At 35.6% G+C, this 21695-nt stretch carries 17 protein-coding genes; 6 read left to right on the top strand and 11 right to left on the bottom strand.

Annotated elements, in window-relative coordinates:
- Positions 1-19 precede the first annotated feature (19 nt).
- The 3 genes from IV494_RS01505 to IV494_RS01495 all read right to left on the bottom strand — a co-directional run bounded on the left by IV494_RS01505 (position 20) and on the right by IV494_RS01495 (position 2377).
- The gene (locus IV494_RS01505) at positions 20-601 is read right to left on the bottom strand and encodes a hypothetical protein (RefSeq protein ID WP_196078406.1); all 582 of its coding nucleotides are present in this window, start codon (positions 599-601) and stop codon (positions 20-22) included.
- A gap of 131 nt (positions 602-732) precedes the next feature.
- On the bottom strand, positions 733-1290 hold the full coding sequence (locus IV494_RS01500) for a porin family protein (RefSeq protein ID WP_196078405.1): 558 nt from the start codon (positions 1288-1290) through the stop codon (positions 733-735).
- Between the two features lie 127 nt (positions 1291-1417).
- Positions 1418-2377: a PhoH family protein gene (locus tag IV494_RS01495; protein ID WP_196078404.1), complete on the bottom strand. Its 960-nt coding sequence runs from the start codon at positions 2375-2377 to the stop codon at positions 1418-1420.
- Between the two features lie 129 nt (positions 2378-2506).
- Between IV494_RS01495 and IV494_RS01490 the strand changes: the two genes are divergently transcribed.
- Positions 2507-3334: an SAM hydrolase/SAM-dependent halogenase family protein gene (locus IV494_RS01490; protein WP_196078403.1), complete on the top strand. Its 828-nt coding sequence runs from the start codon at positions 2507-2509 to the stop codon at positions 3332-3334.
- A gap of 75 nt (positions 3335-3409) precedes the next feature.
- Here IV494_RS01490 and IV494_RS01485 read toward each other — a convergent pair whose 3' ends face one another.
- On the bottom strand, positions 3410-5566 hold the full coding sequence (locus tag IV494_RS01485; protein WP_230379807.1) for a M12 family metallo-peptidase: 2157 nt from the start codon (positions 5564-5566) through the stop codon (positions 3410-3412).
- Between the two features lie 152 nt (positions 5567-5718).
- Here IV494_RS01485 and IV494_RS01480 point away from each other — a divergent pair, with 152 nt between their 5' ends.
- The 3 genes from IV494_RS01480 (at position 5719) to gldG (ending at position 8747) form a co-directional block, all read left to right on the top strand.
- Entirely contained in the window at positions 5719-6267 is a 549-nt protein-coding gene (locus IV494_RS01480; RefSeq protein WP_196078402.1) for a CopD family protein, read from the top strand.
- 74 nt (positions 6268-6341) lie between these two features.
- The gene (locus IV494_RS01475) at positions 6342-7070 is read left to right on the top strand and encodes an ABC transporter permease subunit (RefSeq protein WP_196078401.1); all 729 of its coding nucleotides are present in this window, start codon (positions 6342-6344) and stop codon (positions 7068-7070) included.
- A gap of 21 nt (positions 7071-7091) precedes the next feature.
- On the top strand, positions 7092-8747 hold the full coding sequence (gldG, locus tag IV494_RS01470; protein WP_196078400.1) for a gliding motility-associated ABC transporter substrate-binding protein GldG: 1656 nt from the start codon (positions 7092-7094) through the stop codon (positions 8745-8747).
- Between the two features lie 66 nt (positions 8748-8813).
- On the opposite strand, the gene IV494_RS01465 is transcribed toward gldG, so the two are convergent.
- The 6 genes from IV494_RS01465 to IV494_RS01440 form a co-directional block, all read right to left on the bottom strand.
- A complete protein-coding gene (locus IV494_RS01465; RefSeq protein ID WP_196078399.1) occupies positions 8814-9242 on the bottom strand; it encodes a DUF4268 domain-containing protein in 429 nt (142 codons plus the stop codon).
- Between the two features lie 158 nt (positions 9243-9400).
- Entirely contained in the window at positions 9401-10597 is a 1197-nt protein-coding gene (gene kbl, locus IV494_RS01460) for a glycine C-acetyltransferase (protein ID WP_196078398.1), read from the bottom strand.
- A 62-nt stretch (positions 10598-10659) separates the two neighbouring features.
- A complete protein-coding gene (locus IV494_RS01455; protein WP_196078397.1) occupies positions 10660-12591 on the bottom strand; it encodes a M1 family aminopeptidase in 1932 nt (643 codons plus the stop codon).
- A gap of 79 nt (positions 12592-12670) precedes the next feature.
- Complete coding sequence (gene dacB / locus IV494_RS01450) at positions 12671-14131, bottom strand: D-alanyl-D-alanine carboxypeptidase/D-alanyl-D-alanine endopeptidase (protein ID WP_196078396.1); 1461 nt, start codon at positions 14129-14131, stop codon at positions 12671-12673.
- 148 nt (positions 14132-14279) lie between these two features.
- Positions 14280-16733 carry a replication restart helicase PriA gene (gene priA, locus IV494_RS01445; RefSeq protein WP_196079469.1) on the bottom strand — a complete coding sequence of 818 codons (2454 nt, stop codon included), beginning with the start codon at positions 16731-16733 and terminating at the stop codon, positions 14280-14282.
- Positions 16734-16892: 159 nt separating this feature from the next.
- Complete coding sequence (locus IV494_RS01440; protein WP_196078395.1) at positions 16893-18062, bottom strand: proline dehydrogenase family protein; 1170 nt, start codon at positions 18060-18062, stop codon at positions 16893-16895.
- An 89-nt stretch (positions 18063-18151) separates the two neighbouring features.
- Here IV494_RS01440 and aroB point away from each other — a divergent pair, with 89 nt between their 5' ends.
- Both aroB and IV494_RS01430 read left to right on the top strand, forming a co-directional pair.
- Complete coding sequence (gene aroB / locus IV494_RS01435; protein WP_196078394.1) at positions 18152-19192, top strand: 3-dehydroquinate synthase; 1041 nt, start codon at positions 18152-18154, stop codon at positions 19190-19192.
- A gap of 296 nt (positions 19193-19488) precedes the next feature.
- The gene (locus IV494_RS01430; RefSeq protein WP_196078393.1) at positions 19489-20118 is read left to right on the top strand and encodes a porin family protein; all 630 of its coding nucleotides are present in this window, start codon (positions 19489-19491) and stop codon (positions 20116-20118) included.
- Between the two features lie 63 nt (positions 20119-20181).
- On the opposite strand, the gene purF is transcribed toward IV494_RS01430, so the two are convergent.
- Positions 20182-21672, bottom strand: coding sequence for an amidophosphoribosyltransferase (purF, locus tag IV494_RS01425; RefSeq protein ID WP_196078392.1), 1491 nt, complete (start codon positions 21670-21672; stop codon positions 20182-20184).
- Positions 21673-21695: the final 23 nt, after the last annotated feature.

The following is a 21695-nucleotide window of genomic DNA, read 5'->3' as shown; positions in this document are numbered from 1 at the left end:
TATAATTTATATAAATCTACTATTCAGATTTGATATTCTTCATCGCCATTCTTGATGGTAAGAAAATGTTCATTCCCAATCTGAAATCGATTGATGAAGTGGTACCTCTGTTACCAAAACCCAAATTTCCGTTTAATTTAACAGATGCATCTAATCCTACGTTCTTAGTGATAAAATAAGTATAGCCAGGTCCTACTCCTAAATCTAAACCGTTTGCAGAATCTCCACCATCAGAGATCGTAGTACCGCCAATTCCAGCATTTCCTTCAAGGAAGAATCTACCGTGCTTCAACAAACTGTCTACACCTTGCTCTCCAGGAGAGAAATAATATCTGGATAAAGCTCCTACTCCATAATTGAATAGAGTTGGCGAATTTTTAGCTCCAGAAAATCCGAGGCGTACGTATGGTCCAACTGCCCAGTTATCCTGCACAAAAAATGCTGCTTGTGGGGTAATTGCGAAATTGTAACCTGCACCTTCGTTCAGTCCGAAGTTGGCTGCAGCTAATTCACCACCTACCATTATATTTCCTTTTTGCAATTGTGCGTTAGCTGTGATTCCGAAAAATGCAACAGCACCTGCTAATAATAATTTTTTCATAATATTTATTTTCTTTAACGTTAACATAATTTATGCCAAAATACATTTATAAAAAATTAACATTCAAAATAACAGATCATGTAAAACAAAAAATCCCGCTAAAAGCGGGATTATATATATTTTATTTATGACTATTTCATAAATTTATAAGTCAAACCAACTTGGAATACTCCATTCTTAACAGAACTTCCAGGGTTATTTTTTACAATATCAGTAAATCCTGCAACATATCTCGCGTTAATACCAACACTTGGAATGAAATAATAGCCAGCACCTAAACCAACTCCTACGTCAAAACCGTTGAAAGAATCTTTTACATCTACACTAGCACCACCACCTTTTGCATTAGCACTGATCAAAAAACTAAATTCTGGTCCAGCTTCTAAATAAAATTGAGGAACTACATTATACTGAATCATAACAGGGATAGAAATATAATCTAAATTTCCTGTTACATCACCAATTCCTGAATCTACTTTAAAACCTTTTCCACTGTAAAGGACCTCTGGCTGAATGCTAAAGCTGCTTGCGATAGGTGCATTCATTAAAACGCCTCCGTAGAATCCTACTTTAGATTTTGTACCACTTTCAGAGACAGATGAAACATTCATACCTGCTTTTAATCCAAATGTTTGAGCATTCATTGCTCCGAAAAGTGCGATAGCACCAACTAAAAATACTTTTTTCATGATTTTATTTTAAAAATTAGTTGAGCAAATATAAACTAATTTTATTAATTAACAAATATTTAACAATTTTAAGATAAATTTTATAAAATATTTAATTTATAGTACTGTTATCTTATTTCTTAAAAATTTACTCTTCCCGCACTCTTTGTTCTTCTTTACTATAAGACTGAATGATTTTTCTTACAATAGGATGCCGCACTACATCTTCCTCCGTCAAGAATACGAAACCGATCTCATCCACATCTTTTAAAATCCTCATGGCTTCCTGTAAACCAGATTTTTGTCTCATCGGTAAATCAACTTGACTTGGATCTCCGGTGATAATGAATTTCGCATTCATTCCCATTCTGGTGAGAAACATCTTCATTTGCGCATGAGTTGTATTTTGTGCTTCATCCAAGATCACGAACGCTTCATCGAGCGTTCTACCTCTCATAAAAGCAAGTGGCGCCACTTCGATTACATTTTTCTCCATAAAACCTTCTAATTTTTCGTGAGGGATCATGTCGCGAAGTGCATCATATAAAGGTTGTAAGTAAGGATCAAGTTTCTCTTTGAGGTCGCCTGGAAGAAAACCTAAACTTTCGCCTGCTTCCACAGCCGGTCTGGTTAGGATAATTCTTTTTACTTCTTTATCGCGTAAGGATCTCACTGCTAAAGCCACACTGGTATAAGTTTTACCCGTTCCAGCTGGTCCAATCGCAAAAACCATGTCTTTGGTATCGGTCGCTTTTACCAATTTTTTCAGGTTTGTGGTCTTGGCTTTGATGACTTTTCCATGAACCCCTTTTACAATTATATCCTGATCAAAAACGAGCTGTTTTTCAGAGTCGTTTTTAATTTTCAGAATACTTTCGAAATCTTTTAAGGTGATAGAATTATTGGTGGAGATAAAACTTAAGATATCATCTAACTTCTTTTCGAAAAAATCAAGCGTTTCCTGATTTCCATGAGCGAAAACAACATGGTCTCTTCCAGTGATCTTCAAAGTTGGAAAGAGTGATTTCAGAAGATTAAAATATTGATTATTGACTCCATAAAATATTTTTGGATCGATGTCTTTCAGGTCATAATTCAATTCAAACATTCACAGTCTATTTGGGTTAATATTTTTATTAAATGTATCAATTTTATTTGAAATATAAGGTTTTACTTTTCCACAATGGGGCTCGAAACATTTTTTTTAAGCTAAATTTGTAATTCTCTAAATTTTTTCATGGCAGTTATCACTTTTACATCAGATTACGGGTTGGTAGATCACAGAGTCGCCTCTGTGAAAGGCAAAATTTTAAGCTTAAATGAAGACGTGAAAATCATCGATATTTCTCATCAGATTCAGGCTTATAATTTACTTCAGACGGCATATATCGTAAGAAATTCTTATTCCTTTTTTCCAAAAGGAACGGTTCATATTATTTCGGTAGACAGTTTTTTCACCAAAGACCGAAAATGCATTCTTTACCAAAACGACGGACATTATTTTATTGCCGCAGACAATGGTCTTCTCAGTTTGATCTTTTATGATATCAAACCTGAAGCAGTATACGAAATCACTTTAAACAATCGGTTTGATGATGAAGTAAGTTTCACTTCTACCGACATTTTTGCGCCTGTTGCAGTTCATCTTCACAATGGTGGTTTACCGGAAGTGATTGGCAGAAAATTTAAAACACCGAGACAACTTTCGTTTCCGCGACCTGTTTATAATGAAAGTGAAAAGATGATCATTGGGGAAATCATGTACATCGATAATTTTGGAAATGTGGTTTCCAATATCAGCAGAAAATTTTTTGAAAAGAATAACATTGCCCTGGAAAACTTCATCATTAAATTTAGAAATTTGGCGCTTTCGAAAATTTACAATCAATATACCGACTTTGTAAACGACTGGAAAAATGAACATGAATATCACGGCAAATCAGCGGCGATTTTTAACGATGCCGGTTTACTGGAACTCACTATCTATAAAGGCAACGAACACAATGGTGCTAAAACATTATTTGGTCTTCAGGTTGGCGAAAATATTTACGTCGAATTTCAATAATTTCAAAAGAATAAATTATGAAAAAAAATAGCCGGCTCCAATAAGAGCCGGCTATTTATATATATTAAGATTTGATTATCTGATGATCTTCTTAGTGATCGTTCCTGTTGAAGTAGAAACACTCACAACATAAGTTCCAGCCGGATAATTCGAAATATCTAATTTTTCCTCTGAACTGTTTAGTTTTCCAGTATTCTTAACCAATTTTCCTGAAGCATCAAATACTTTGTAAGAAAGGATCCTATCTTTAGAAGTGATTGCAAAAACACCTTTTATCGCAGTACTTGAGATATTTAGAGCATTAGCAAGTGAAGTTTCTCCCGTTGCTAAAGTTAAACACTCAACACTACCTTTCCAACCGGCTTTTATACCACTTGAATTAGAAATAAATCTAACAGTGATCGCACCTGTTGCTGTTGTAGCCTGGAATGGTCCCGGAATAGTATTCCCAGTTAACTGTGCTCCATTTGGAAATCTTGGGGATCCAATTCCCGGTCCGTCATAAACGGTCATAAAATCACCTGCATCAATATCAAATTGAGTAAAAGTAAGTTTAACCTTATCATTAGCATTTACTGGATAAATAGTTTTAAAATAAGATTGACTGTCGCCATAATTCCCATTAACACCACCAGAATCGGTAAACAATACTCCACCACACCAATCTGCATCAGTAAAGATCAATTGTTCGTAAGCAAAAGCTGCAGAACAATCAGCTCCAACTGCGATGGTGTAATAACTACCCTCCATCAAATTTGTAAAATTCATAACTTTGTTGGTCGTGGTGCCTGAAGATATGATGGTGCCGTCCATTTTGGCAAGTTTGTATTTCCAACTCGTTCCGCTAGCGTCGTTGATCGTCGCAGTAACAGAGGTTTTCGTAAGATTAGTAAGAGACAAACCAGCAATTGTTGCTACACAGGATGTAATACAGTCTGTTCCCAGACAACTTCTTGAGTTTATGGTATTTCTAATTAATGCGCCTGGTTGTGGTCCAAAACCTTTTGTAAAATTAATTCCAACACTTGATACCAGGTGACAGTAACTCATGATCGTTCCACCACCAGTTGGTAACGGTCCTGCTGGACAAGTTCCATTTCCTGCATTCCCGGAAGCTGGTCCGCAACCGTCGATCCTTGTATTATCACCGTTCCAGAAACAATCGTGTGTATGTGGAGATCCTAAATTATGACCAATTTCGTGAGTCATCGCCTCAATATTCCAGGAATAGGTGGGTACGTTACTATAAGCGAAATTTACGCCCGAATAAGAATATTTAGAAGTAGTACACAATGAATTAACATAGGCGATACTTGTTGTTGCAGGATTTCTTAAAAGCTGAGCTACATCACCATTAAAGGAAGTTCGCGTCGTTCTGAACTGATTTAAGATCTCAGAAGGCGTTCCCGAAAACGGATCATTGGTTGTCCAGACAAAAACTTCACTCAACGCAACTGTAATGCCGTCATTAGCATAAAGCGTAGAAATATTATTATGCATTGCAGATACCCAATTAGTTGTCGTAGTAACGTTAGAACCATTTTGAGTATAAGGACCGTAACCGGCTTCGTAATAAATTCTTACGCAATTATCGGTTTTCTTCGCAGTCATGGTTTTTGGATTGTAGGAAGGGATCGCAGTATTTTGATTTTCCAACAATTCATCGCTACCACAAGAAAAAGGATTTACTCCTTTTAGATTTACGTCATTATAAGAAACGAAATCCTGAGAATTTTTCGCTTTACCAATAACAATATTACCAATGTCTTTAATTGAAGTTACACCAACAACGTCATCTTTGAAAAAACTGATCGCTACGATCGATTCATCATCCCCTTTTACAATTCCCTGGTAATAAACTCCTGGAGTATAATTAACATAGCCTTTATCAGTGTTCACCTTGAAGTCTTGGGTGAAAAAATTATTTTTGATCAGTTCCAGCGTAATCGTTTTTCCTTCAAATGGAAAATTCATTTCTAAAGCTTCCGGTCTTTCAGTGGTAATTCTCTGAATTTCACTCGTATTCAATTTCATTACGGTAATTCCTTCCGCAGCGGCATCATAAATACGCTGTTTCTCTGTAGAAGGATCTACAGTGAAGAAATTATACTTTGCAAACGTTTTATTTGCAGCGTGAGACTTGCTCACTTTTTCAGCAACCAGCCTTAAACTCTGCGAAAATCCGAGAGCGAAAAATGCCAATGTGAAACATAATTGGAAAATTCTTTTCATAATCATTAAACTAAATTTTATTAGTTTACAAAATAAGTAAAAAAAACTGATAATGCCAACAAAAGACAAAATTCAAAAAAATGAGCGAACAGAAGCTAAACAATCTCCCTTTGTAAAGGTTAAATTTTTATCTTTGTCGTTAAATTTTTCAGATGCTTTATACCATTCTCAAAGCCGTTCATATTATCTTTATGGTCAGTTATTTTGCAGGGATTTTTTACCTTGTTCGGCTGTTCGTCTATTACAAGGACACCGATGAATTTGAGGAAACGAAAAGAAAAATTCTTCGGGAACAATATGTTTTTATGACGAGAAGATTATGGAATATTATTACCGTTCCGGCCGGAATCATAATGCTGGTCACTGGTCTGACCATGATCTTTCTAAATTTCGGATTAATGAGAACGCCGTGGTTTCATTTAAAACTCACTTTCCTGATCGGACTTGCAGCTTATCACTACTGGTGCTGGAAAAAAGTTCTACAGATCAAAAATCTGGAGGGAAATATTCTGCCCATTGAAAACATCAAACTTCGTCAGGCAAATGAAATTGCGACTTTTATATTATTTTTAGTTGTCTTCACGGTGATTTTAAAATCGATGGTGATTGAATACTGGTGGCAATTAATCGTAGGCTTTATCGTTTTGGTAGGACTTATTATGGCAACGGTGAAACTTGTGAATAAAAATAAGAAGAATTAATTAACAATTAGTAATGGTTAATAAATGATGATTACAAACCTCACAACACAAATCTCGTAACTTGAACCCAGAATATGATCGCAATATTTAAAAAAGAACTTTGGACCTTTTTCGGAAACTGGAGCGCATGGCTAATTATCGCGGCATTTAGTTTAATTGGGTCTTTATTTCTATTTTTCTTTGAAAATGATTCCAATATTTTCGATATCGGAACGTCGAGTTTGCAAAGCTATTTCGTTTTGGCACCTTGGTTTTTAATGTTGATCATTCCGGCAGTTTCTATGAAATCGTTAGCGGAAGAAGAGCAATCGGGAACTTTGAACTGGCTTTTTTCTCAACCAGTGAAAATTTCTGAAATTATTGGCGGTAAATTTCTTTCCGTTTGGCTTGTGGGAATTTTGTGCATCATCCCTTCCTTCATTTATCTTTACACGATTTATATTTTAGGCGTTCCGGAAGGAAATATCGATCTGGGCGCAACTTTGGGCAGTTATTTTGGCTTGATTCTTTTGATTGCTGCTTTTTCTTCAGTCGGAATTTTAGCCTCTTCACTTTCTCAGAATCAGATCATGGCCTATTTGCTTGGCGTTTTCCTGTGTTTCATTTTCTATTTCGGAATTGAACAATTAGCGAGTTACAAGTTACTGGGTGGCGCCGATTATATTCTGGGCAATCTCGGATTTTACCAGCATTTCATAGCATTTACACGAGGATTGATCGATACCAAAGATGTCTTCTATTTCCTTTTAGTTATTGGGATTTGCCTTTTTCTGGCTAAAATTTTCGTAGAAAAGAAAAAATAACAGCTTATTAGATTTCATCAAATGAACAAAAAACAGATCATTTATATTATTTTTGGAATTTTCTTCCTACTCGGTGTTTTCGGAATTTTTTCGAAGCGCTTCGATCTTACGCAGGAAAAAAGATATACGCTTTCACCATCAACTTTAAAAATTTTAGAATCCGTAGATAAACCTTTAACAGTCGATGTTTATCTGGAAGGTGATTTTCCCGCAAGTTTCCGCCAATTGCAAAATGAAACTCGATTTATGTTAGAGGAATTTCGCAAGGTAAATCCGAAGATCGATTTTAAATTTATCGATCCTATCAAAAGCAAAATGTCCAAAGAAACTTTGGCTGCGTTGGGATTGCAACCCTCGATTCTTCCGGATATGAAAGACGGAAAAATTTCTGAGATCGTGATGTTTCCTTATGCGATATTAAAATACAGTTCTAACAGTTTTCCTATTCCTTTAATCATCAATCAAAGCGGAATTGACGCGTCTGAACAGCTTAATCGATCCATCGAAAATCTGGAATATAATTTTGCTTCCAACATTAAATTACTCACTGAAGATCGCAAAAAAAACGTGGGAATCCTCATTAATCAAGATGAATTAGGACCGACACAATTTAAAGGTTTTATGGATATGGCGCTGCAAAATTATAACGCAGGTCCCATTATTCCAGCAAACCAGAAAGAACTTTCTTTAGCTGACGCGCCAAAACTGAAAAATATGGACGCAATCGTTATTGCAAAACCCCGTAAAGCTTTTACCGAAAACGAAAAGTTGATCTTAGATCAATACATCATGAACGGCGGAAAAACTTTGTGGATGATCGATGCGGTAAATGCTGAAATGGACACGCTTTTTCAGTCTAAAAAAATCATGGCTTATCCGATGGATATCAACTTGACCGATTTCTTCTTCAATTATGGAATTAGAATTAATCCAGGTTTGGTGAAAGACATGAAAAAATCTGCACTGATCAGAATTGTTTCGGGAGAGGTCGCGGGAAATCCTCAATTCAGCAGCTTTCTATGGCCTTACTTTCCATTGGGAATCGCAGAAAATAAAAATCCTATTACCAAAAATATTAATCCAGTTAAATTTGAATTTCCAACTTCTATTGATACTTTAGGAAGGAAAAACATTAAAACTAATGTTCTTTTTGAATCCAGTGAACGAACGAGTATCAAACAGGTTCCGAATTATGTTTCTCTGGCAGAAATTGTGCGAACAGATTCCTTGAGTGAATTTGATAAACCTACAGCGCCGAAAATTTTCGCTGTCAGTTTAGAGGGGAAGTTTAGTTCTGCTTACGCAACCAGAAGTGAAAGAAATTCCTATCCAAATTTTAAAGCGCAAAGTAAAGACAATAAAATGATCGTGATTGCAGATGGTGATGTGGGCAGAAATCAAATATATAAAGGAAAAGCGCTTCCGCTCGGTGAAGATCTGCTGACAAAACAAACGTACGGAAACGAGCAATTTTTAAGAAATTCTCTGGATTTTCTATTGGATGATTCTAATTTAATGGAACTAAGAAACCGAAATATTGAAGCAAGATTACTCGACAGACAAAGAATCGACGAAGAAAAAACATACTGGCAATGGATCAATTTGTTATTTCCACTAGCAGTTATTGCACTTTTAGGAGGATTTTTCTATTGGTGGCGAAAAAGGAAGTTTGGATAAACAGAAAACCTTCAAGTAAAAATCTTGAAGGTTTTTTTTTGGTTAAAATTCCGAAAGAGAATGACTTTAAACATCCTTGATAAAATCCTCATATTCGTAGAAGACTCTTTCAAAGGCGTCCATTTTCTCTACAAAAAACTCGAAGATTTCTTGCCACGTATTTTTATTATAGATCGAAACATTTTCTTTGGTGATCCAGAAACGGGAGATTACTTTTCCGTTTTCTAAAATATAAAATTCATCTTTTTGAACCGCACCAACTTCTTCTTCCAGAATAGATTCCAAGGACCACATTTTTTCAAAGTAGGCATTCCGAAAGAGTTCATCACTCATTTCTATATCTAAAGAAACCTCCGCTTTTTTCTGATCTGCATTAAATTTAAAGGAGAAATCTTTAATTTTTGTATTATAAAGAATCCACTTTCGCGGGAAACTTTTCCCAAAAGCGATCCAAAACTCCTGTCTGTATTGTTGTGCTTCCTGTTTGCTGAACATTCAAATAAAATTAATGAATTGCGAACATACCTATTTTTTTATAAAGTTATGAAGAGAAATTTATTATTAAAATGACTCGATTCGCGGCGAAATTCTCTACTAAAAAAAACCTTTCAACCTCTGGTAGGCGGAAAGGCTTGATTTATTTAAAATTAGAACTAAGAAATTACTCCCAGATCTTTTCCTACTTTTTCAAAAGCTGCAATGGCTCTGTCTAAATGTTCTCTGGTATGAGAGGCAGAAAGTTGCACTCTGATTCGGGCTTTTCCTTTTGCCACAACGGGAAAGAAAAATCCGATGACATAAATACCTTCATCCATTAAATGTTCGGCCATTTTTTGAGCTAGAGGTGCATCATATAACATCACAGGAACGATTGCCGCATCTCCATCAGGAACATCAAAACCTTTGGCTTTCATTCCTTTTCTGAAATAATCTGCGTTTTCCATCACCTGATCGCGAAGAGTCGTATCGTCTGAGATCATTTCTAAAACTTTCAACGCAGCACCAACAATTCCTGGAGGTAAAGAATTTGAGAATAGATACGGTCTGGAACGCTGTCTCAACATATCGATGATTTCTTTTTTACCCGACGTAAAACCACCAAGAGCGCCGCCCAAAGCTTTTCCCAGGGTTGAAGTGATTAGATCTACTCTTCCCATGACGTCATTCGCTTCATGCGTTCCGCGACCGGTTTTACCAATAAATCCTGTAGCGTGACAATCATCAACCATCACCATGCAGTCGTATTTATCGGCCAAGTCGCAAATTCCTTTTAAGTTAGCAACAATTCCATCCATAGAGAAAACTCCGTCGGTGACAATAATTCTAAATCGGTGGTTTTTTTCGGAAGCTGCGATTAATTGCGCTTCAAGATCCGCCATATCATTATTTTGGTACCGATATCTTGCTGCTTTACACAAACGAACGCCATCAATAATAGAAGCATGATTTAAAGAATCTGAAATAATGGCATCTTCTTCTGTAAATAGAGGTTCAAAAACACCGCCATTAGCATCAAAACACGCTGCATACAAAATGGTATCTTCCATTCCTAAGTACTTCGACAGTTTACTTTCCAGCTCTTTGTGAATATCCTGGGTTCCGCAGATGAAACGCACGGATGACAAACCATAACCGTGACTTTCGACCATATCCTGAGAAGCTTTCATGACTTCCGGATTATTAGAAAGTCCCAAATAGTTGTTCGCACAGAAATTGAGGAGTTTTTTTCCATTCGCATCGATCTCTGCAGATTGTTGAGAAGTGATGATCCTTTCGGTTTTGAAAAGCCCTTCATCTTTGATATTTTGAAGTTCTCCCTGCAGTGTTTCCAGATATTTTTTTGAAATCATAATTGAAATTTTTAGAAATGCTAATTTAAGAAAAAAGCCCTCATTACTGAGAGCTTTTAGTTTTATTCTTTTATAAACTTCAGATCTTGATCATCAATTTTTAAGAAATAAATTCCTTTCGGCAGGATATTAACATCGATCGTTTGATCAGAAGAATATTTACCGGTTTTTATCAGTTTACCATCCATGCTGTAGATTTCAAAAGATTGTGCTTTTGAAATTCCAGTCACTGTAATTTGATTTTTTACAGGATTAGGATAAATTTTAACCGCTTCTTTTTCTGAATCTCCGACTGCCAAAATTCCCGTGTCTTTGGTAACGGTTGAATTTTTCTGAACAATTTGATATTCGTAATTAAACTGAACAGATGCAACCGGGAATCCAACCGTTTTTGCAAAACTCTGATTATTGGTGGTATTATCTAAAACAAGATACGCAACTTGTCCTCCTGTTCCGTTCACTTTGATTGGTAAAGGCAATTCAAAAAAGCTCACCGATGGATTACTTTGAGTCTGGCTCACTTTAAATCTTAATATTTGATCTGCATTTTGATTCCACTTGATCGTATAAGTAGGATATCCTTGTCCGTAAATCCAGTCATTAAAAAATTTAGTAAAATCCTTTCCAGTTGAAAGTAAAAGAGAATTTTTGAAATCTGCAGTTTTTGCATAGTTATACGCAAGATTTGGACGGGAATGATAATCCCGAAGTGCGGAATAGAAAACTTCATCTCCCAGTATCCATTTCAACATCTTCAAGGCATAACCACCTTTAGAATAACTTAATCTGCTGCTGAAAAGCACATTATTATTGTTCAAATTAGCATCTGCAACATACACACTTCCGCCAGGAGAACTTGTTATATTGGTGATCTCGTTCGAAAGATAGGTCATAAATTGCGCATTGGTCATCAGTAATTTTTCATTGGCAAGAGTAGCGCCGTAAGTGGCAAAACCTTCATTCAACCAGACATCATTCCACGCGCCGCAAGTAACTTTATCACCAAACCATTGGTGGGCTAATTCGTGGGCAATAATTGATCTGCTCCATGCTCCCATAGAAGACATTGTTGCATGTTCCATTCCACCGCCCCAACCGAATTCCATGTGACCGTACTTTTCATTTCTGTAAGGATATGGTCCTAAATAGATTTCGAACATTTCCATAATATTTTTAGTATAGGCAATGTTCGACATGATTGTCGTGTTGGCAGTTGTAGCAGGATATAAATAATTTACAAACGGAAACGGCGGCGTTCCCATTGTATCATTAATTTTGGTATAATTCGTAATTCCCAATGCAATTAAATAGGCAGGAATCGGATAATTGGTTTGCCAAAATGTTAGTTTATTGCTTCCGGTGATTGTTTCCGAAAATAATTTTCCGTTCGAGGCAACATTATACTGAGAAGGAGTCGTAATTTTCATATCGACTTTTTCAATTTTATCATTCATACTCTGCTTTGTAGGAAACCATTCCTGTGCACCGTAAGGTTCAGAAAGGGTAAATAGAACCGGAGTTCCGCCCTGTGTAGAAACGGTGAACGCGTCACCCGCACTTCCGGCAGTATCAGGAGCACCAGAATATTTCACGGACAAAGAATCTAAAGTAGCAGCTGGAATATTAACAGGAAAATCTATTTTAAGTTCCTTCGAAGATAATTGAGTGAAGGTAAGATTTGCTCCATGGTATTTAACTTCGGAAACGGTAAGAACATTTGAAAGATCAAAATAAATACTCGACATATTTTGTTTCGCCTGAAAATGACTCGTAACGGTACCACTTACAAATTGTGCTGCAGGATCTAAGCTCAATTCCAAACGCTGATATTTTAAATCATAATTCAAAGTATTCGGATTCTCATTGTAACCAATCATTTTTGAATATCTGTTGAGCTCACTCTTTATCATGCTTTTTCGTTCAGCTTCCTCATTTTTTTGGGAATAAATTTGAACGAAAATCATCGCAAGAACTAGGACGTATAATTTTTTCATTTAAAAATTTAATTTGCGATAAAGATAAAAAAAACCTTCCAATTATTATTGAAAGGTTAATCATTTTAGGAAAATATTGTTATAAACTCAACGCAGGTTGTAAAAGCTGTTCCATTTTGCTTTTCACCTGATCGACAGAACCTGCATAATTATTGATCAATAAGGAAAATACCAATGTTTTTCCAGTGTTTGTTTTCATGTAACCTGCTAAAGTTTTTACTTTATTTAATGTTCCGGTTTTTGCAAAAATTTGTCCGTTCCCATTTCCATTAAACATTCTTTTCAACGTTCCTGTTTGCCCGCCGATTGGTAAAGAGTCGAAATACGTTTTATAAAATTTTTCATTCATTAAACCTGTAAGAAATTTAACCTGAGCAATTGGCGTTACCAGATTACTTCTAGATAATCCACTTCCATCGATATAATTTAAGCCGCTCGTATCAAAACCAATCGAATTTAAATGAGCAACCACTGCACTTCTACCCGATTCTAAAGTCTGATCGCCACTTTTCTGAAAACCAACTGTTCTCAAAAAAGCTTCAGCCAAACCATTATCACTATGCTGATTGGTATAAGTCATAATATCGCTCAATGTTGGAGACTGGTAAGCCGTGATCAGTTCTCTCTTTTCAGGATTTGGATCCGTCATTCTTGGAATTACTTTTCCAGTTACGTGAATACCACTTTTTATTAGAGTTGCTCTTAAAGTATTGGCTAGATAAGCAGGAGCGTCTGGAACTTTTGTCGTTAAACCCTTTCCTTCAAACTTGTCGGCATAAACCATCTGTTTGATGTAGGGAGAAATGTAATAGAAATTTTTATTTTCAGCGAATGGATTAGATTGTTTTGCGATCAACTTTTCATTAGAAGGACTGATTTCTAAAGTAGAACCAACCGGTAAATAATAATTGCCATTTTCTAACCAAACAATATTTTCGGGTAAAGTCTGAGATTTATTGGCTTTGAAAACTGCAGTTTGAATGATAATATCACCGCTTACTTTTTTTATTCCTTTTGCAGCCATTGCCAAAACAAAATCAGAAACAATATCTCTGTAAGAAGAAGCGCCGGCTTTATTAGTTCCTAAAGAAGGATCACCGCTGCCAACAACATACAAATTCCCCTGCAGATTTCCGTCTGCATCGATCGTTCCCGAATATTCGAGTTGCGTGATCCAGCGAAATTTTTCACCCATCAAACTCATCGCAGTTTCGGTAGTCAACAATTTTGTAGTTGAAGCCGGAACTAAAGGTGTATTTTCATTGTAAGAACTCACCACCTTTTTGGTCTTTGGATCATAAATTACAAAACCCCAACTCGCATTTCGAAGAACAGGATCACTCATCAGAGAATTAATATTAATGTCAACCAATTCTTTGGCGGTCATTAATTTTTCTGTAGAAGTGAAGTCTTTAGGTGAATTTGAAGATTGATTATCGTAAGATTGAGGATAAGTAGAATTCGTAAAAGTTCCTTGAGAGAATGCAAAAGCTGAAACAGCAAGTGCGGAAGAAACAAAAATATTTTTAAGTCTAATCATTTAATATAAATTTATTTGATTATCGCTGATTGATGATGTTAACCATTTATGAATACAGCAACATACTTTCAACGGTCAAAAATATCAATTATTATTGAAGAACCGTGTTCTCACCCTAATAAAAACATCTTAATTATGTTAAATACTGTTAAAAATCCACAAAAATCAGCTTTTTAATACTTTGATACGCAGTGATTTCCTCAAATTCTTCAAAACTTTTCAAAATTAAATTCTTGTACTCACTGTAATTTTTCCCTCTTGGCAGCTTTAACAAAATTTGATACTGGTACATTAAGTTCAATTTTCCGATGGGTGATTTTTCAGGACCCAAAATACATTCTGGTGGTAAATATTTATGCAGAATCGAACCCAAAAATTGAGAAGCACGATTGACCTTGTCTTCTTTTCGGTGTTTCAGTTCAATCATTATTAATTTAACGAAAGGCGGATACAAAAATTTCTTTCGCTCTTCCAGAAAATGCTTATAGATTTTTGAAGGGTCGTTTTCTTTGATCAACTGGAAAACAGAATGTTCCGGATTGTAAGTTTGAATTAAAACTTTTCCTTCGCCCGAAATTCTTCCTGCTCTACCAGAAACCTGGGTGATCAACTGAAAAGCTCTCTCCTCCGCACGAAAATCCTGAACATACAACATCGAATCAGCTCGTGGAATGGCGACCAACTCTATATTTTCGAAATCCAGACCTTTTGATATCATTTGCGTTCCGACCAAAATATCGGTTTCGCCATCTTCCAATTTCTCGTACAATTTTTCATATGCGAATTTTTTGCGCATTGAATCTACGTCCATTCGATCGACTTCAGCTTCCGGGAAAATCTTCACCATTTCCTCGTGAATCTGCTCTACCCCGACTCCTCTAACATTCAAATTTTCTGAATTGCATTTCGGACAGGCGTTCGGTTTAGAAGCTTTCTGACCGCAGTAATGGCATTTCATTTCATTCGAAAATTTATGATAAGTCATCACAACATCACAGTTTGAACAGTAATTGACATAACCACAGCTTTCACATTCTACGACATTGGCGTAACCACGGCGGTTGTGTAGGATCATGGTTTGCTTTTTCCGATCAACTTCTTTTTTTATTTCTTCAATTAATTTTAAAGAGAAATTTCCTATGATTTTTTTTGAATCCTGTTCTTCTTTAAAGTTGATCAGCTCAAATTCAGGCAACTTCACCTTTCCAAACCTTTCTCCTAAAAAAACGTAAGCCAGTTTTTCTTTTTTAGCCAAATAATATGATTCTACAGAAGGCGTTGCAGAACCTAAAATTACATTCGCCCCATACATTTTTGCTAAAACCTGCGACGCATCTTTCGCATTGAAAAAAGGCGAAACCTCCCGTGGCTTATAAGCAGAATCGTGTTCTTCATCGACGACTATCAAACCTAAATTCTGATAAGGAAGAAACAGTGCATTTCGCGTTCCGATCAAAATTTTTAAGTCGTTATTTCTGACTCTTCGCCAAACTTCAACTCTTTCAAAATCGGTCAATTTTTGGTGATAAAAACCGAGTTGTTTGCCATATTTTTTTTCTAAACGCTGTACAATTTGTTTCGTTATGGCAATTTCGGGAAGCAAAAAAAGAACATTTTTCCCGGCTTCAATTGTTTCTTCAATTTTATCTAAATAAAGATGCGTTTTCCCGGAAGAAGTAACGCCGTGAAGCAGAACATTTTTTCCTTCTTCGAAAGCTTTATCAATTTCTGTTTTGGCTTCAAGTTGTGCATCTGTCAAAGAATCTAAATCTTCAATTTCGCCTTCATAGGTTTGCAAACGGTCTTTTTGAAGATAATATTCCAGTACCAAATTTTTCTCCATTAAAGATTTCAACTGGGAATGTGCAAAATTTCCGTCTTCGAAAATGTCTGATTTTTTGATCGTTTTTTCAGGATCTTCAGTATGTTGTTCTAACAATAAAAGAAATAATTCCTGTTGTTTTGGTGCTTTCTTTAATAACAAAAGTATTTGAGCCAGACTTTTACTAGAAACCTCCTCTTCATTAATTTTTAAGAAAGCAATTTCTTTGGCTTTGTACTTTTCAGCAATTTTTTCGTCAACTTCAATATATTGTAAATCAATTAAAGATTTTATCGTTTTCACAATTTCCTTTTTAGGAATAAAAGCTTCAATCTCGGTTAAATTAATGAGTTGCCGAACTTCCAAAGCTTGAATAAGATACATTTCATTCACATCTAAATTTTGGAAATCGATTGTTACGCCAGGTTTTAATTTTAAATAAGTTTCACTTTCCAGCTTTAAAGAAGAAGGAAAAGCAAAGCGATAAATCTCGCCAATATTGCAGAGGTAATATTTCGAAAGCCAGTCCCAGAAAGAGATCTGCTCTTTCGGTAAAATAGGAAAATCATCTAAAAGATTGATGATCTCTTTCGGCGCAAAAGTGTCTGGTTCTTGATCATGAAGATCGAAAACAATTCCGGTATAAATCTTTTTTCCACCAAAAGGCACCAAAACCCTCATTCCGATTTCTATTTTTTCTGCAAGTTCAGCTGGAACTTTGTAGGTAAAAGTTCCTTTTAAATTAAGCGGAAGAATGATTTGGGCAAAAGTTGATTTGATGATAAGATGATTTGGTAATGTTCGAAAGTTTGATTTACAAATTTAGAAATAAATTTCGGCTAAAGCCAATGGCATTTTTTCCATTAAAAAACGGGCTAAAGCCCGTTCCTATTGATATCTACAATTTAAAAAATTCAAAATGTAGAATTTAATTTAAAATTATTTGCCTTTTCTTCTGTCTAATTCTTTTTGAATTAAACCTAATTCTCGTCCTGTTTGTCCTGCAACAGAAGTATTTTCCTGCGCTCTTCTTGTCAAATAAGGAACGACATCTTTTACCGGACCGTACGGAAGGTATTTGCAAACGTTGTATTTTTCTGCTCCTAAATAGTAGGTAATATTATCGCTCATTCCGTACAATTGACCGAAATGAACTTGCGGATGATCGTGTGGCAATCCCATCGCTTTCATTTTATCCATCACCAATTCGGTAGATTTTTCGTTGTGTGTTCCGAAAAAGCCGGAAACTCTATCTAAATTCTTTAACACAAAATCAATGGCCGAATTATAATTATCGTCGGAAGCTTGCTTGGTTGGCTGAATCGGATCAGGATATTTCATCGCAGCAGCACGCGCTCTTTCCTTTTCCATATAGGCGCCACGAACGAATTTGTAACCAAGGAAATAATTTTTCTCTTTGGCTCTTTCCAGATCTTTCGCCAGATATTCTAATCTTCCTGTTCTGTACATTTGAACGGTATTCCAAACGATGGCTTTCTGCTTGTTGAATTTCTCCATCATTTCGTTTACCAAATTATCGGTGGAATCCTGCATCCAGGTTTCTTCGGCATCGATCATCAATACGACATTTCTATCGAAAGCCATTTGACAAACTTGTTCGAATCTTCGTACAACTCTCGCCCATTCTTCTTTTTGAGAAGTGGTTAATTCTACATTTTTACCAATTTCTTCGTAAATTTCAATTCTTCCGAAACCTGTTGGTTTAAACACTACGAAAGGAATCGCCGGATTTCCTTCTGCAAATTTGATGTTTTGCTTAATTTCTGTACAAGTATCATCGAAAACCTTTTCTTCTGCTTTTCCTTCTATGGCGTAATCGAAAATACTTCCGACATGATGCTTAAACATTTGTTTCACCACTTTCATGCTTTCTTCATGGGTTTCGCCCCCGCAAAACTGCTCGAACAAAGTTTTCTTCACAATATCGGTAACGAAAGGGAAATTATTTTTCACTGTAAAATTGAGTGCAGAAATTCCAACATTCGTAATAAGCGGTTGCTCAATGGCTTTGAACATCCAAAATGCTTTTTTGAGTTGAGAATCAGTTTTGTCTGCAAAGGCAATTTGCGTGTTATTGAAAATACTCATGATAATTATTAAAGTGCAACAAATTTAATGTAAGTCTATGAATTGATAAAACTAAATTAAAGTTTAATTTTGTGATAAATTTCAGTTTAATGATATCAATTTTAGATCAGGATTTCTCCCAACTCAACGATTTTCTTACGCAGCAAAAACCGACTCAACTTTTAATTCTGGTTGATGAAAATACGTATGAATATTGCCTTCCAACACTTCTGGGAAATTTAGAAACCGAAATTCCATTTGAAATTATCGAAATTGAAGCCGGCGAAGAACTGAAAACCTTGGAAACGGCGACTCAACTTTGGGAAATTTTGACTGAATTTGAGACGGACCGGAAAGCTTTAATCATTAATTTAGGCGGCGGCGTTATCACTGATATGGGTGGATTTATCGCTTCAACGTACAAAAGAGGAATTCCTTTTATCAATATTCCTACTACTCTTCTGGGAATGTGCGATGCTTCTATTGGCGGGAAGACAGGAATTGATCATCAATTTTTAAAAAATATTATTGGAACATTTGCACATCCGGAGGCAATTTTTGTTTTCCCGGAATTTTTGAATACGCTCCCATTTGAGGAACTTCGGAGTGGTTTTGCTGAAATGCTGAAACATGGTTTAATTGCAGATGAAAAGCATTGGAATGATTTAATTTCCATTAAAGATTTAACGCCAGAAAACATCTTTCCTTACATTGAAACTTCGATGAACATTAAACAAAATGTGGTCGATGAAGATTTTAAAGAAGAGAATATCCGTAAAACTTTAAATTTCGGTCACACGATTGGGCACGCCTTAGAAAGTTTATTCTTATTGAAAGGTAAACCGATCATGCATGGTGAAGCGGTAGCTTTAGGAATGATCTGTGAAACGAGGATTTCGCTGTTGCAGGATTTAATTTCAGAAGAAACATCAAATACTATAATTTCTAACCTGAGAAAATTTTTTCCTCACATTGATATAAGTGCCTTTTCAGAAGAAGAAATTTTAAACCTAATGAAAAACGATAAAAAGAACTCTCACGGGAATATTAATTTTTCTTTATTAACCGGAATAGGAAATTCTATTTTTAATTGTTCCGTTCCTGCTGAAAACATAATAAATTCATTGCTTTATTATCAAAATATATCTTAAAAAGTAATTATACTGCTAAACTTGATTCCCCTACAAATATTGTGTGGGAATTTTTATTTTGTTTTAACTATCTGATTTTAAAGTAATTAAAATAATTATTATTTAAACCATTGTTTAATTTTTTTATATTATGTATAGTTTTGGCACAGCATTTGAAAGTACTCCACTCGTAAAACAAAAATCAAACGCAATAGTAACGAGGATTTTTACAATTTAGAAATTAAATAATTTCAATTAGTAGTTAAGAAAAAATCAAATTATTAGAAACGTAAAATTAACAAGAAAAATTTAAGATTATGAAAAAGTTATTTTTAGGTGCAGCAGTAGCAATGAGTTCATTGACATTTGCACAACAATTCGGTATCAAAGCAGGAATGAATGTATCCTCTTTGTCTAAAGACGCTTCATTAAGCGATCAAAAATCTAAAATTGGTTTCAACGCAGGTGTTTTTATGAACGCTCCATTGGGATCTAACTTTAGCATCCAGCCTGAGTTACTTTATACTCAATATGGTGCGAAAGGAAATTTCACTGCTCCAGTTATAACTAGTGGTGGAATCGTAAACCAAGAATTTTCGTCTTCAACGCATTTCGATTATATCGCATTGCCAGTAATGTTTCAATATAATGCTACTCCAGCATTTTATTTAGAGGCAGGTCCGGAATTCGGTTTATCTGTAAGTGCTAAAGACAAAGTGAAAAATGAAACTACAGGGGAAACCGTTGCAGAATCAGATAACTACAAAGACAATATCAACGGATTTAATTTAGGTTTAGGTATTGGTGCAGGTTATTATTTCACACCAAAAGTAGGCTTAACAGCAAGATATGTTGCAGGTTTAACTGATGTTGCGAAAAACAGACCAAGTGGATCTGATGCTGTTAGAAACAATACTTTCCAAGTAGGATTAGCTTACAAATTCTAAGCAAAAACACTTCATATATATTATTAAGAAAGGTTGGGAATTTATTCCCAACCTTTTTAGTTTTTATTCATCTGTATAATCAGGACTTGGTCCTGCCGGAACTGGATATTCTTCGGTAAAGCAGCCAAAACAATGATTGGAGCTTCCCAAAATAATTTTAAGATTATCCATACTTAAGAATTCCAAAGAGTCAACTCCCAAATACTGTCGAAGCTCTTCAACATTCATATTGGCAGAAATCAGAGCATCTTTTGATGGCGTATCAATTCCCAAATAACATGGCGCAATAATGGGCGGCGAAACACTTCTAAAGTGAATTTCTTTCACTCCAGCATCTTTTAAAATTTTTACCAAACGTTTTGAAGTTGTACCACGAACAATTGAATCATCGATGATGACGACTCTTTTGCCTTTGATCTCGGAAACAATAGGATTCAGTTTCAAATTGACAATTCTTTCGCGCATTTCCTGAGAAGGAACAATGAAACTTCTGCCGATATATCTGTTCTTGATTAAAACCGGACGAAAAGGGATACCAGAAGCAATCGAAAAACCAATTGCAGCAGGAACGCCGGAATCTGGAACTCCGATGACGATATCTGCTTCCACTGGAGCCTGTTCCCAAATTTTCATCCCGGATTTCTCCCGAATTTCGTGAACATTAATATTTTCTAAGATAGAATCCGGACGAGCAAAATAGATATATTCGAAGGCACAAATCCTTTTTTCACAGTCTTCTCTCACAAGAAAACTTTTTAAACCTGTTTCATTTTCACTCGTGTAAACAATTTCTCCAGGTAAAATATCGCGAACATATTGCGCTCCAACTGCGTCTAAAGCAACAGATTCGGAGGCAGCAACGAATGTTTTCTCATCAATTGCTCCTAAAACCAAAGGACGGATCCCGTGAAAATCGCGAAAGGCAAAAAATTTATTGCGCGTCATTCCCACTACGGAATAAGCACCTTTTATTTTTTCCATAGTCGCTTTGATGGCGCCTCTTAAACCCAGATCAAGATTTTTCTGGATCAAACGCAAAATGACTTCTGAATCTGAAGTTGCTTTAAAGACAACACCTTCTGCTTCCAGTTCTTTTTTAAGTTCGTCTGCGTTGGTTAAATTCCCGTTATGCGCGATGGAAAGGATGATCTGATCATATTCATTTTTAGCAAAGAAGGGCTGAAAATTATATTTTTTCTTATCGCCTGCAGTCGTATATCTTGTATGACCGATGGCAGAATTCCCCATGAAGGTTTCTGGATTTCGAATTTCTTTAAAAACATCGAGAACCAAACCTTCATCTTTAATATTAAAAATTTTTCCGTTTTTCATAACAGAAATTCCGCATGCTTCCTGACCCCTGTGTTGAAGGGCAAAAAGACCAAATTGCGAAAGGGAAAATGTATCTAGATCATTATCAGAATACAGACCAAAAATCCCGCATTCCTCAGAAGGAGCATCAAAAGGATCTTCTGTTTTAAGCAGATTTCTGCCGTACGGTCGTTCTTTGAACTGGTTTAAATAATCTTCTCTGTGTTGGCGTAAATCTTTCATTTTTTACTTTTCCTAACAAAAAT

This window comes from Kaistella gelatinilytica (assembly GCF_015679325.1).
Classification (GTDB): domain Bacteria; phylum Bacteroidota; class Bacteroidia; order Flavobacteriales; family Weeksellaceae; genus Kaistella; species Kaistella gelatinilytica.
Note: the sequence above shows the minus strand (reverse complement) of the source record. Positions and strands in the feature narration are given on the sequence as shown.